A 13,080-nucleotide genomic window follows, 5' to 3' on the forward strand; every position below is an offset into this window, starting at 1 on the left:
CCGGAACAATCCATGAGCACTTCGGTTTCAGACAACATCCAGTCGATCTGGTACACGCGTTGCCCGGTGCCGACACCGCTCGGCATCGCTGCGCATCTCGGCTGGCTCGACGACGAATTCGCACGCGACGGCATTACCGTGCGCTCGTTGCAGGAAACGCAACATGCGGCGCAGCGCGCTTCGCATGTCGATCATACGCTGGACAATTCATTTCGCCAGGGCGGCAGTATCCCGGCATTGTGGGCGCGCTCGGCTGGGGCCGATACCCGGGTGATCGCGCTGACATGGGTGGATGAAGCGCAGGCGATCGTCGCGCTGCCTGGCTCCGGCATCCACACGGCGAAAGACTTGCGCGGGCGCCGCATCGGGTTGCCGAAGCGCGCGGGCGAAAAGATCGATATTTTCCGCGCGGCGGCGTTGCGCGGTTTTGTCAGCGTGCTGGGTCTTGAGGGCTTGTCCGTGCGCGATGTCGAACTGGTCGACGTCGCAGCGGCCAACGTGCGCGAGCCTGCGGACGGCGGTGCGTTGCCCACGGCGTCGTTCAGCAATCCTGGCAGCGTCAGCAGCCGCCGTCTTTATTCGGCGGAAATCGCGGCGCTGGTGCGTGGTGAAGTCGATGCGATCTACGTCAAGGGTTCGCTCGGCCTGGAGAGCGCTTACCTGATCGGCGCGCGGATCGTCGTCGACATCGGCTTTCATCCCGAGCCGAAGGTTCGTATCAACAACGGCTCGCCACGGCCGTTGACGGTCAATGCGGCCACTCTCGAGAACTATCCGGATATCGTCAGCCGCTTTCTCGCGCGCGTGATCGACGTGGACGGCTGGGCGCGCGAGCATAAGCAGGAAGTGCTCGGCTATCTGGGCCGCGAAACGGGTTCGGGCGACGACTGGCTGCGTCTCGCTTACGGCGACGACGTGCATCAGCGCTTGCGTACCGATCTCGACGATACGTCGATCACCGCGCTCGACGATTTCAAAGCCTTCCTGGTGGAATGGGGCTTTCTGCCGGCGGACTTCGATATTCATGCATGGATCGATCCACGCGCGCTCGCGCAATCGCATCGTCATCCGGCTGCGCCTTCGCGCGTCAACCGGTGAGCGCGTTAGCGCCGCTCGCGCGCGTGTGGGCGCGCGAGCGCTTCGTCAGCCATTTCATGCTGCTGGCGCTGGCGAGCGGCACGACCATCAGCATGGCGCAACTCGCCACCACGTTCTACGCATTGAAACTCGGCGCGAGCACGGCGCAGATCGGCGTGATTTCGTCGATGGAATCGCTCGGCATGGTGTTCATGACGTTGCCGGCCGGTTTTCTGGTCGCGCGTTACGGCGCGCGCCGGGTGTATTTCATTGCCAGTGCCGGGCCGATGCTGCTCAATTTCGTGCTGCCGTGGACCGGCGTCTGGTATGCGATCGCATTGACGCAATGGCTGATCGGTTTGTGCATTCCGTTTCGCATTGTGTCGATGAACGGCGCGTTTCTCGCGCAACTCAAGCGTATCGGCTTCGCGCGCGCCGGCTGGTATCGCGCGGCGATGTCGGTCGGCATGGGCATGCTGGGACCCTGGCTCGCGACGTGGCTGATCGGCGCGCAGGGTTATGCGGCGACATTCGCGGCCGCTGGTTTGTGCTTCGCCGCCATGGCCCTGTTCAGCCGAACGGTGCTCGACGATGCTTCGCCCGCTGCCGCGAGTCAGGCTACTGACTGGCGCGCCGGCCTGCTGCACTTACGTACGTTGATCGGCTTTGCCGATATTCGCGAGAGCCTCGTCGTCGAAGTGTTCAGCAGCGCGACCAAATCGTTGGCCAGCACGTTTATCGTCGTACTCGCGATCAAGACACTCGGACTGCCGCAGACGCAGGCGGTGCAACTGCTGATGATGCAGGGCGTGGTGGCTGTCATTGCGTTGTTCGCCTTCGGTCATCTGGTGCGGCGGCTTTCGCATGCGAGTTGCTATGCGATCAGTCTCGCCTGCGCGGTTGGTGGCCTCACGGCATTCGGTCTTGGGCATAGCTTCGCTATCCTGATGGCCGGCGTCGTCATGCTGGGCATTGGCTCGTCGCTGTTGCATCTGATCAATATGACGCAACTCGGCACCCACTCCGCCGACAAAAACACCATCTCAGGCCTCTATAACCTCGCTTCAATGGGCGGCTCGTTTTGCGGCGCGATGGGCGGGGGTGCGTTGAGCCGCTATGTCGGGCTGCAGGCGACGTTTCTCTGGTGGTTGCCACTGGTCGGCATGGCTTCATTCGCGCTGTGGCGACTGCGGTTGGCTCACGCCGGACACGCGGCACGACATGCCGCGCCTAGGTCCGGCGAACCTGTCTGACGTTTTTCACGCCGCAGCCGGATAGAAGCAGCCGATGTGTTGAGGTGTTGCACAGGCAACACCTCAACACCATCCGGCCGGTGCGCTAGCAGCAACCCGGCCTCTCTCCTTTCTTCGAACCCTTGTGCAAAGGGCTTCTTCGCCTGGCATCCGACTTGCATTAGAGAACACCATGCGTGCCGCATCGCTCGCGCGTGAAGGTGAAAACCCAGTTGCGGGCGCAATCAAACAACAATTGAATAAGGATAGCGAAGTCAATGTTCAAGAGAAAAACACTCGTCGTTGCGCTCGGGGGAGTGCTCGCTGGTGGCGTGCTGATGGCGCCGGCATGGGCTGCGGATAGCGCGGCGTCCGATGCTGCGGCCGAAGCGGCCGGTACGGCAGTGCAGGCGAAGCCGAAAGCGAAGGGCGCCGGCAATGCCACCACCGTCACGAATCTGGGAACGGTCACTGTCACCGCGCGCCGACGCAAGGAAAGCATTCAGGAAGTACCGGTTGCCGTCACTGCATTGAGCGGCGACAGCATCAAGAACAACGAACTGCGCGTCGTCAACGACATCACGAAATACGTGCCGAACTTCACGGCGCAGTCCACCGAAGGACGCGAACGGCCCCGCTGGTTTCTGCGCGGCGTCGGCAGCAACGATCCGTCGGATCTGTCGCTGAGTCCGATCGGCGTCTACTTCGACGACGTGTATATCAACAGTGTGTTCGGCCAGGGCTTCCCGCTCTTCGACCTCGACAATATCCAGGTGCTGCGCGGTCCGCAGGGCACGCTGTGGGGCAAGAATACGATCGGCGGCGCGGTCAGCCTGAACTCGAAGAAGCCGACCTTCGACGTGGACGGTTACGGCAAGGTCGGCTTCGGCCAGTACAACAGCCGGCTTGCCGAAGCCGCGATTGGCGGTCCGATCGGCAGCAACGACGTGCTGGCGGCGCGCATTTCCGTGTATCACGAGAACGGCGACAGTTTTTACACCAATACCGTCGCGGATGGCCGCTTCGGCGGCTTCCACGATAACGCGGTGCGCTTCCAGGTACTCGCGGTGCCGACCTCGAATTCAGACTTCCTGCTGAACATCCACGGCCGCAATTACACGGGCGGCGGCGACCCATGGCACGCACAAGGGGCGGGTGCGGATGGTTCGAACCAGTTTGGCTTCGTCGGGTCGAGCGATCCGCAAACGGTTTCGTTGAATGCACCGTCGAGCGATCATATTGCGTCTTATGGCGGCTCGCTGACGGCGCATTGGCATATCAACAGCGCCTTGACGCTGACCTCGATTACCGCGCTGGAAGGTCTGAACCGCTGGTATCAGGACGATGAAGACTACTCGCCTTACGATGCGGCGCGTACGCACGATACGCTTGCATCGCACCAGTTTTCGCAGGAGTTTCGTCTCGAGTCGCCGCAGAGCGACCGGTTGAGCTGGATTGCGGGGGCGCACTTCTTCACTGAGGAACTGAGCGAAGAGGGGGCCGGCGGTGGTTTGCCGGATGCGCCGGGCGCCCCGTCGTCCACCTACTACAACCTGACCGAACTGACTCAGCACACGCAGAGCGCCGCGGTGTTCGGCAGCGTCAAGTATCGCTTTACCGATCGCTTCAACCTGACCGGCGGCCTGCGCTATACGATCGAACGCAAGACGATCAATCTGACCGGCCTGCAGAATAGCGGTCCCGTTTCGTTTAGCGATGTGAGCAACTGGTGGGACCCGTCATCGATCACGTCGCCGCTCGCGGTAAGCGCGCGGCAGAACCAGACCAACACGTGGCGCGCGCCGACGTGGGATCTGACGCCCGAATACGCGATCAGCAGCAACGTGCGGGCTTATATCCGTTATGCGCGCGGCTTCCGTTCGGGTGGCTACAACGGCAGCGCGTACACGCAGAGCACCGTGTCGACAGTGATGCCCGAGTATCTGACCGACTACGAGGCCGGCATTAAGAGCGAATGGTTCGACAAGCGCCTGACTGCCAATGCGAGCGTTTTCCACTACGACTATCGGGACATTCAGGTATTCGCTCTCGCGCCCAATCCGTTAGGCGGCGCACCGGTGTCGACACTGTCGAATGCGGGGCAGGGACGCGCCGACGGTTTCGAGCTTGAATTGAAGGCACAACCGCTCAACAGCCTCTATCTGTTCGCCAACCTCGGATTGCTGAACACGCGTTTTACCGAGTTTGCCAATGTGCCGACCGCAGTGGGCAATTCGTTCGCACGCTCGCCGCACACCACGATCGATGTGGGTGGCGAATACCGCGTGCCGCTGCCGGTGGGCTCGATTGCCGTGGGCGGCGATATCAACTATCGCAGCACCGAGTATTTCAGCGCGACGCGTCAAAAGATGCCGCAGTTGTGGCAGGCGGGCTATACGGTGATGAACGCGCACGTATCGTACGTATCGTCGAATCAGAAATACATTCTGACCGGCTACGTGACGAACCTGACCAACAAGGTCTATAAAAAGCTGGAGCTGTTGCCGTCTTATGGCGCGTATCCGGTCCTGTATGGCGACCCGCGAGTCTTTGGATTGACGTTTACTGCGAAGATCTGATCGGGCATGAATGTGGCGTGCAGCCCGGGCGAACCCGCGGCGGCACGCTTCGTTATTCTCGTCAGGAGAGGGCGCTCATCGTCATTTCGCCAGGCGCGCCCGCACGGTGTATTCGCCCTCGTTGCCCTCGTCTTCCGCCATATGAGCCATCGCCGTCTCGAAGTCGGGTGGCAGCGGCTCCACGGGATAGCCGCGTTTTTCCCAGGCGTCGAGGCCGCCCTTGAGCGCACGGACGTGATGGATATTCTTCCGATGCAGCTGATTGACGATCCGCTTGGCCGTCGCTTCGTTAGGACACACGCAGTAGACGACGATAGGCCGCTTCAGCAACTCGGGATGCAGGGGCTCGGGCGAGTCGAGATCGAGCAACTGCGCGCCCGCGATCCGGTGCGATTCTTTCGCACGTATGCTGTGCGGCCGGGCGTCGAGAATCAGCGGTGGCTCATTGGACTTCATCAGTTCGTCGAGTTGTTCCGGCGAAATGCGTATATGCGCGAGCCAGCGGCGAAATTGCCAGCGGCGCACGCAGCGATAGAGGAGCACGGCAACGAAGATCGCCGCGAATGCGTCGAAAATCGTGCCGCCGTAATGGCGCACGAGTAGAACGAGTTGCACGATCTGATCGTGAAGCGCCGCGCCGCCGATCACCCACACGCTGGCCCACAGCACCGCGCCGACCAGATCCCACAGCAGAAACACGCCGACGTTGATCGGCGTGGTGCCGAGCAGCGGCGCCGAGATCAGACCGAGGCCCGGCAGGAACTTGGCGACGGTGAGAATCGGCGCGCCGTACCGTTCATAGGTATTGCGTGTGACACGCACGGTGGTGTCGAGCGAGAGTGAGAAGGTCACCAGCTGATTCAACAGTCGCCGGCCGTATGCCCGTCCGGTGAAGAACCAGAGCGAATCCGCCAGCAGCGTTGCGCAGACGGCGGCCCCAATGACGCTGGCGTAAGAGGTTTGTCCCATGGCGGCCATGGTTCCGCCGAGAATCAGCATCGGCGCCGCTGGAACCGGCAGGCCGAGTTGCGTGACGAGCACGCTCATGAACACGGCCCACACACCTAGCGAGGGGGGAATAGCAACCGGAAAATGCCACACAACCACGCTCCTCTTGATGCGATGAAGGGATCTGAAACAGTCGGCGCCGGGTCCGCACTCAGTCGGCGCGCGTTGCGAGCACGCTATGGATGGCCGATTCCTGCCGGATAGGCGACTACGCGGCGCGCTCTGCCGCCGGCACGAGCGCAGCAGCGCGAACTGCCGATTTAAGCACAGGTTGGCGTAAGAGCGCTGCAGGGCGGGCTGAATACCCGCAAAAATTCAAGGGGAAGGGGCGATTGACTGGGCGATGGCGCCTCTGTCTGGCCTGCCCCTGTCGCGGGCTGGCGCGGAGCAAAGCGCTAGATCGGCCGGACGGCCGCGAGTCGAAATTGGCTACAATCGTCGTGTACATACAGATACGACGGAGACACAGCATGGCCAACCTTCAGCCGATCAGCCGCTACCCCGTGCCTGAGCCCAGCGAGTGGCCGGATGACATCCGCGCCCGCATCCTCGAAGTGCAGGAGAAAGCCGGCTTTGTCCCGAACGTATTCCTGACGCTGGCGCACCGGCCCGATGAATTCCGCGCGTTTTTTGCGTACCACGACGCATTGATGCTGAAAGAAGGCGGTCTCACCAAGGGCGAGCGCGAGATGATCGTCGTCGCGACGAGCGCGGCGAATCAGTGCCTGTATTGCGTGGTCGCGCACGGAGCGATTCTGCGCATCTACGAAAAGGCGCCGTTGCTTGCGGATCAGGTGGCCGTCAACCATCGCAAGGCGGATATCACGGCGCGCCAGAAGGCGATGCTCGACTTCGCGCTGAAGGTTTGCCGCGAATCCGGCAGCGTCGACGATGCCGATTTTCAGACGCTGCGTGAGCACGGCTTTTCGGTTGAAGACGTGTGGGATATTGCTGCCATCACCGCATTTTTCGGTTTATCGAACCGGATGGCCAACGTTATTTCAATGCGCCCGAACGAGGAGTTTTATCTGATGGGGCGCGTGCCGAAAGCGGCGGCGGACACGCCGAAAAAATAGCATCGGAGCATCGAGGCATCGAAGCAGCCGCCTGCGGACTCGCTGCACGCAATGCGCGCGGAGACCTGCTCACGCAGGTCCGCTTGGCACCCGAACCCTCACGCATCCGCCAGCCCGGATCGAATGGCGGGCGTGCTGACGGCCTTGTCGTCGATCGGGAAGTGCAGCATCGCGGCGATGAGTCCGGCGGCGACCGTGGTCTCCCACAGCAACGAATATGACCCGGTCAGATCGAATACCAGGCCGCCTAGCCATGCGCCAAGAAACGAGCCGATCTGATGGCTCAGAAAGCACACGCCAAAGAGGCTGCCGAGGTGCCGCGTGCCGAACACTTTTGCCACGAGTCCGCTCGTCAGCGGCACGGTCCCGAGCCAGGTCAGCCCCATCACGGCCGCGAAGACAATGACCGACGCGGAGGTTTTCGGCAGCAGAAAGAAGGCGCCGATCGTCACGCTTCGAATGAGGTAAAGCCAGCCGAGCACGTGGTGCTGCCGGAACCGGCCGCCCAGCCAGCCACATCCCCAACTGCCCGCCATGTTGAACAGGCCGATCAGTGCGAGGGCCGTTGCGCCCAGTCCGACAGGCATATGACAGAGCGTCAGATACTCGGGCAGATGAGTCGCGATGAACGCAAGTTGAAATCCGCAGGTGAAGAAGCCGAGCGTCAGGAGCCGGTAGCCGCGATGCCTGACCGCCTGGCCGACGACCTTGCGAAGCGGCGCGGCAGGCGGCTCCTGGACCTGCATGCCGACACTCGCGCGGCGGTCGAGCACGATGCCGAGCGGCGCGATCAGCAGCATGACGAAGGCCAGCACGAAGAGGGATGTGGCGATGCCCGAGCTGAGTCGAATGCTCTGCACGAGCGGGATCATCAGCACCTGTCCTGCCGAGCCGCCTGCGCTGACGAGACCCATCGCCATACTGCGTTTTTCCGGCGATGCGACGCGGCCGATCGCCGGCAACACCACGCCGAACGTCGTGCAGCTCACGCCGATGCCGACCAGCAGACCCATCCCGACAATCAGCATCGGGCCCGAGGGCGCGACCGCCGCGACGCCCAGGCCCGCGGCGAAGATCGTCGCGCCGAACGCGACCACCGGCGCCGAGCCATAGCGGTCCGCGGCCGCGCCCGCGAACGGTTGAGCGAATCCCCACACCAGGTTGTGCAACGCGATGGCGAAAGCGATCAGCGTGACGGGCAGCCCGCGGTCGAACGAGAACGGACCGATGAAGAGGCCGAAGGTCTGCCGGATGCCCATGGCGGCGCTCAGAATCAGCGCGCCGGCGATGATCACGAGCGTCGTCCGGCTGAACGGCAAGGCGAGGCGTTTGCTATGGGTGGTGGACATGGTTCTGATCTCCTTGGACACGATGGTCGCAGCGAGCGTCAGAAGCGGCAAAGGAAAAGATTTTGACGACAGGTGAGCGGGATTCACCTGTCGAGAGGGAATGCGGGATTCAGTGGCTCGCGCGGCGCGATTCTGCGTCGGCGGTATCGGATGGATTGACGAACGGCTCAGCCTCGCTGAGCAGCCACTGCTTGAAATCGAGCAGTTCCGGGCGATTTTCCACGCTATCGGTGTTATGTGCGCTCACCAGCCAATACGCGGTGGAAGAGATGATCGTTTGGGGACACGCTTCTACGAGCGCGCCGCTCGCGAGATCACGGTCCACCAGTGGCCGTCTGCCGAGCGCGACGCCGAGGCCCATGCTCGCGGCTTCGAAAGCAAGCTGGATCGTGTCGACGCGCAATCCATCGTTCAAGTCAGTACCGTCCAGCACCACCCCGTCTAAGGCGGCCCCGTCGAACCACGCCTGCCAGTCCTCGCTTGCCGAGTTCACGTGAATGAGCGTCGCGTGGCGCAGATCGATGTTACCGTGCGCGTCGCGCAGGTCGACCAGGTAGGCAGGGCTGCACACCGGCACCAGCCGTTCGCCGAACAAACGCGTCCACGCGGTCCCCGCAACCGGGGCGCGGCTCAGCCGAATGGCGAAATCGAAACCATCGACGGGAAAGCCAACCTGGCGGTGTGACGTATCGACGGTGACGTTCGCATTCGGCCAGCGCGCGCGAAAGGCGGCGAGGCGCGGCAGCAGCCAGCGCGAGGCGAGCGTGGGGGCGCAACTCAGCGCAATCGGACGATTTGCGCGGTGGTTCGGCAGGCGCTGTGTGCCGATCGCGATCAGCGAAAACGCTTCGGATACGTACGACAGATAATCGGCGCCCGCTGCCGTAAGCGAAATTCCACGCGGCTCGCGTACGAACAGTTCGACGCCGAGCGATTGCTCGAGACCGACGATACCGTGGCTAATCGCGCTCGGCGTGACGTTGAGTTCCGCGGCGGCAAGCTTGAAACTCTGATGCCTGCCGGCGGCTTCGAAAAAACGAAGCGCGGGCAGCGGTGGCAGACGAAGCGGCATGGTGCATCCTCAAGGGCGGCGCGGCGGGCGCCATGACGGTGCAGTGGCGCGCCGGCGCGCGCCTGCTGTTTCGGGAAAGGATACCTTGCAATGCGGTTTCGATTGGTGTGCATGCGTGGTCGGTGCGTTGTCCGGATCTCGTCCGCCAACGGTCAGTGTTCTTGTAGCTGGCAGCGGCAGTGTGAGATCACCCATTAATCCGTTTTCCGCTTCCGGCCGCGCCCGGCCGTCGCTTCGCGTACCGCATCGCGGATGCATTCGGCGACCAGTTCAGAGGCGCGCGTGCGCGACGCGCGCGTGGAACGCGCGATGACGAGCGGCTGCCGGATGGTCTCTTCGCGGATCGGCCGTTCGGCGACTGCGGCGATCGCTGCGGCCGCCGGGCTTTGCGTAATCAGCAGCGCGACGCCCAGACCGTTGGCAACCATGCTTCGCACCAGTTCGATCGAGGTCGCCCGATAACGGACTTCCGGCGTAAGTCCACATTGCCAGAACGGCGCCATCAGAAATTCGCGGCTATGCGGAAGGTCGATCAGGATCAGGGGTTCTTTGGCCAGTTCGTAAAGCGAAATGCTGCCGCGCCCTTTGGCGAGTTTCGAATCGGCCGGCACGAGGCCGTACGGGCGCAACGAAGCCAGATGTTCGAGTTCGAGCTCGGCGGGCAAGCCTACGTCGTAAGTCAGCGCCAGTTCGATGCGGCTGCTGTGCAGCCATTCTTCGAGCTCAACCAGGTTCCCTTCGACAAACCGCACCGACAGGTTGGGAAAGCGGGTGCGCGCAATGCGCAGCAGAACGGGCAAATAGACCGGCGCCAGCGTACTGAATACGCCGATATGCACTTCACCCGATGCGGCGTCGCCACTGTCGTCCGCCTCGAACGCGTTGGCTGCGGTCAGCAGTTGACGCGCCTCCGCGAGCTTGCGCACGCCGAACCGTGTCAACGTCATTTTCGAGCCGGCATCGCGTGCGAACAGCGTTTCTTCGAACAGCGCTTCGAGTTCGCGGATGGCGACGGAGATGGATGGCTGCGAGACATTCAACTGCCGGGCCGCGGCCGTTGTGCTGCCGGTTTCCGCCGCAGCCGAGAAATAGCGCAACAGCCGCAGTGAGATACGCATTAGGAAATCCTATAGCTGCTAATTTATTCCGATATTTTACTTGATAGGTCAGGGTGTCGAGAATCGGGGCATCGTTTCTCACTGGAGTTCGCCGTGACCTTTCCCGACTTGCCGCTTGCCGGCTTGCGTATCGTCGATTTCTCGCGTGTGCTGGCCGGGCCGTTCTGCACCGCGCTGCTAGGCGATCTGGGCGCCGACATCATCAAGATCGAGCCGCCGGGCGGCGACGACTACCGCGCGGTGGGTCCGTTCGCCGACGGCGAGAGCGGGCTGTTCGCAGCGATGAACCGCAACAAGCGCAGCATGGTGATCGACCTGAAAAGCGCTGCGGGCCGTGAACTGGCGCAGACGCTATGTGCTAGCGCCGACGCGGTGATCGAGAATTTCCGGCCGGGCGTGGCCGATAAGCTGGGAATCGGGTACGCGCAACTCAGCGAGCGCAATCCGGCGCTCGTCTATGCGAGCGTATCGGGGTTCGGGCAAACCGGTCCCGAATCACACCGTCCGGCGTACGACATCATTTTGCAGGCGATGTGCGGGCTGATGGACGCAACGGGTTCGCCAGACGGCTCGCCGACACTGATCGGCGAATCGGTTTCGGATGTGGTGAGCGGTCTGTTCGCGTCCTGGGGCGTGCTCGCCGCGCTGTTGTCGCGCGAGAAGACGGGCAAGGGCACGCATGTCGACGTCTCGATGTTCGACGCGACCTTGAGCCTTTCGGCCACGCTGGTGGCACGCTTTGCCGCGACTGGTGTTGCGCCGCAGCGCGTGGGCAATCGCCATCCTTCTTCGGCGCCGTTCGGCGCTTATCGCGCGGAGGATGGTTGCTACGTAGTCGCCGTGTTGAACAACAAGCTGTTCGACACCTTTTCGAATGCGATCGGCGAGCCGCAGCTTGCCAGCGATCCGCGCTATGCGAGCGATGCGTCGCGCTGCCTGCATGAAGCGGAATTGCGCGCGTGTATCGAGGCGTGGTCGTCGCAACGTTCGGTGGCGGAGGTAAATCGCATTCTCGGCGCCGCCGGCGTTCCGGTCGCCCCCATTCGTAACGTGCAGCAAGCGCTCGAGAGCGAGCAGGCGGCGGTTCGCAGCTTGCTCACAGAGGTGCCAGGCAGCGCAAGCCGCGAAGGCCGTGCGCAACGTCTGCCGTCGCAACCCGTCAAGTTTTCCGCGTATGGCGCGAACCGCGTCAGCGTCGCACCGCAACTGGGCGAGCACACCACCGAGATATTGCACGCGCTCGGCCTCGACGCCGCGCGCATCGCCGAACTGCGCATGCAAGGCGCGCTCGGCCGTGCACCGGCCGACCGCGCGCAATCCCCACTTCCCAATGTATCGAACACGGAGACCGACCATGCTTAAACGACTCGGCGTCGAACAGAACGACCTTGAAATCGCCGACGCGATTGAACGCTTCGCGCAAAGCGAGTTGGCGCCGCGTGCAGCCGACGTGGACCGCGACGAAATTCCCACGACGCGTTACGTCGCACAGCTCGCTGAGCTCGGCGTGATGGGCATGAACCTGCCCGAGCGATGGGGTGGCATCGGTGCATCGCCGGTGGCGATCATCCTCTCATTGGTCGAGATCGCGAAAGCCTGCGCGTCGACCTCGTCGATGATCGGCGCGCACTATCTCGCGACCGATTCGATTCTGATCGGCGGCAACGACAGTTTGCGCGACCGCTATTTGCCGGAAGCCGCCGCGGGTAAAAAGCTCGGCGCGTTCGCGCTGACCGAACCGCGCGCCGGGTCGAATCCGGCCGATATGGCGACCCGCGCGACGCCCGAAGGCGACGGCTACCGGATTCGTGGCGTCAAGCACTTCATTTCGAACGCGGATGCGGCTGACTTCATCGTCGTCTACGCGAAGACCGATCCGGATGCGGGCGCAAGGGGCATCAGCGCGTTCGTGGTCGACCGGCACAGCCCGGGTGTGGATGTCGCGCCCGCCGAAAAGCTGATGGGAATTCGCGGCGCGCCGGCGCACGAGATTGCCTTCGACTGTTTCGTGCCGGCCGCGAATTGCGTCGGGCCGGAAGGCACCGGTTTTCGTACTGCGATGAAGGTGCTCGACAACAGCCGTCTCGATGTTGCCGCGACTAGTCTCGGGATTGCCGAGGCGGCGCTCGCGAGCGCGGTGGAGTGGGCCAAACAGCGTCAGGTAGGGGGCGAGCCGCTTTCACGCAAGCAAGGTCTGCAATGGATGTTCGCTGATATGAAAACCCGGCTCGAAGCGTCGTGGCTTCTGACTTTGCAGGCGGCCGTGCGGCGGGCGGCAGGCGAACCGTTTACCGATTACGCGTCAATGGCGAAGCTGTACGCATCTGAAACGGTCGGCTTTATCACCGACACCGCGTTGCAGATTCATGGCGGCTATGGCTTCACACGCGAGATGCCACTCGAGCGGCTGGTGCGCGACGCGAGAATTTTGCGCATCTATGAGGGATCGTCGGAGATCCAGCGCACCGTGATTGCGCGGATGGTACTGGCCTGATCGACGGAATGATTGCGAGAGGAGAGCGATATGAAGGTATTGGTGGCGGTCAAGCGTGTCGTGGATGCGAATGTG

Annotated in this window: 10 protein-coding genes; 6 read left to right on the forward strand and 4 right to left on the reverse strand. The window is 62.9% G+C overall.

Annotated features, from left to right (window positions below):
* Window positions 1-12 precede the first annotated feature (12 nt).
* From PQQ95_RS35970 to PQQ95_RS35980, 3 genes are all read left to right on the forward strand, one after another.
* A complete protein-coding gene (locus tag PQQ95_RS35970) occupies window positions 13-1,098 on the forward strand; it encodes an ABC transporter substrate-binding protein (RefSeq protein WP_408447003.1) in 1,086 nt (361 codons plus the stop codon).
* Window positions 1,029-2,330 (forward strand): MFS transporter, encoded by a 1,302-nt coding sequence (locus PQQ95_RS35975; RefSeq protein WP_408447005.1) that lies wholly within the window; start codon window positions 1,029-1,031, stop codon window positions 2,328-2,330. The genes PQQ95_RS35970 and PQQ95_RS35975 overlap by 70 nt, the downstream gene beginning before the upstream one ends.
* A 257-nt stretch (window positions 2,331-2,587) precedes the next feature.
* Entirely contained in the window at window positions 2,588-4,888 is a 2,301-nt protein-coding gene (locus PQQ95_RS35980; protein WP_408447007.1) for a TonB-dependent receptor, read from the forward strand.
* A gap of 81 nt (window positions 4,889-4,969) precedes the next feature.
* Here PQQ95_RS35980 and PQQ95_RS35985 read toward each other — a convergent pair whose 3' ends face one another.
* Window positions 4,970-5,989, reverse strand: coding sequence for a VTT domain-containing protein (locus PQQ95_RS35985; protein WP_408447010.1), 1,020 nt, complete (start codon window positions 5,987-5,989; stop codon window positions 4,970-4,972).
* 377 nt (window positions 5,990-6,366) lie between these two features.
* Here PQQ95_RS35985 and PQQ95_RS35990 point away from each other — a divergent pair, with 377 nt between their 5' ends.
* A complete protein-coding gene (locus PQQ95_RS35990; RefSeq protein ID WP_408447026.1) occupies window positions 6,367-6,972 on the forward strand; it encodes a peroxidase-related enzyme in 606 nt (201 codons plus the stop codon).
* 98 nt (window positions 6,973-7,070) lie between these two features.
* Here the strand turns inward: PQQ95_RS35990 and PQQ95_RS35995 are convergent, their stop codons facing one another.
* From PQQ95_RS35995 to PQQ95_RS36005, 3 genes are all read right to left on the reverse strand, one after another.
* Window positions 7,071-8,321: an MFS transporter gene (locus PQQ95_RS35995; RefSeq protein WP_408447013.1), complete on the reverse strand. Its 1,251-nt coding sequence runs from the start codon at window positions 8,319-8,321 to the stop codon at window positions 7,071-7,073.
* 109 nt (window positions 8,322-8,430) lie between these two features.
* A complete protein-coding gene (locus PQQ95_RS36000) occupies window positions 8,431-9,393 on the reverse strand; it encodes a LysR substrate-binding domain-containing protein (RefSeq protein ID WP_408447015.1) in 963 nt (320 codons plus the stop codon).
* Window positions 9,394-9,587: 194 nt separating this feature from the next.
* Entirely contained in the window at window positions 9,588-10,511 is a 924-nt protein-coding gene (locus tag PQQ95_RS36005) for a LysR family transcriptional regulator (RefSeq protein WP_408447018.1), read from the reverse strand.
* A gap of 93 nt (window positions 10,512-10,604) precedes the next feature.
* Here PQQ95_RS36005 and PQQ95_RS36010 point away from each other — a divergent pair, with 93 nt between their 5' ends.
* A complete protein-coding gene (locus PQQ95_RS36010) occupies window positions 10,605-11,873 on the forward strand; it encodes a CaiB/BaiF CoA transferase family protein (protein ID WP_408447021.1) in 1,269 nt (422 codons plus the stop codon).
* Window positions 11,866-13,005, forward strand: a complete 1,140-nt coding sequence (locus PQQ95_RS36015; protein WP_408447024.1) for an acyl-CoA dehydrogenase family protein — start codon at window positions 11,866-11,868, stop codon at window positions 13,003-13,005. Before PQQ95_RS36010 ends, PQQ95_RS36015 begins: the two co-directional genes overlap by 8 nt.
* Window positions 13,006-13,080: the final 75 nt, after the last annotated feature.

It is taken from the genome of Paraburkholderia caffeinilytica, assembly GCF_046030355.1.
GTDB lineage: Bacteria > Pseudomonadota > Gammaproteobacteria > Burkholderiales > Burkholderiaceae > Paraburkholderia > Paraburkholderia caffeinilytica_B.

Bases quoted from the DNA above. Each gene is read 5' to 3' on its own strand.
- PQQ95_RS35970 (WP_408447003.1), top strand. From the start codon at position 13: ATGAGCACTTCGGTTTCAGACAACATCCAGTCGATCTGGTACACGCGT.
- PQQ95_RS35975 (WP_408447005.1), top strand. From the start codon at position 1,029: ATGGATCGATCCACGCGCGCTCGCGCAATCGCATCGTCATCCGGCTGC.
- PQQ95_RS35980 (WP_408447007.1), top strand. From the start codon at position 2,588: ATGTTCAAGAGAAAAACACTCGTCGTTGCGCTCGGGGGAGTGCTCGCT.
- PQQ95_RS35990 (WP_408447026.1), top strand. From the start codon at position 6,367: ATGGCCAACCTTCAGCCGATCAGCCGCTACCCCGTGCCTGAGCCCAGC.
- PQQ95_RS35995 (WP_408447013.1), bottom strand. From the start codon at position 8,321: ATGTCCACCACCCATAGCAAACGCCTCGCCTTGCCGTTCAGCCGGACG.
- PQQ95_RS36000 (WP_408447015.1), bottom strand. From the start codon at position 9,393: ATGCCGCTTCGTCTGCCACCGCTGCCCGCGCTTCGTTTTTTCGAAGCC.
- PQQ95_RS36005 (WP_408447018.1), bottom strand. From the start codon at position 10,511: ATGCGTATCTCACTGCGGCTGTTGCGCTATTTCTCGGCTGCGGCGGAA.
- PQQ95_RS36015 (WP_408447024.1), top strand. From the start codon at position 11,866: ATGCTTAAACGACTCGGCGTCGAACAGAACGACCTTGAAATCGCCGAC.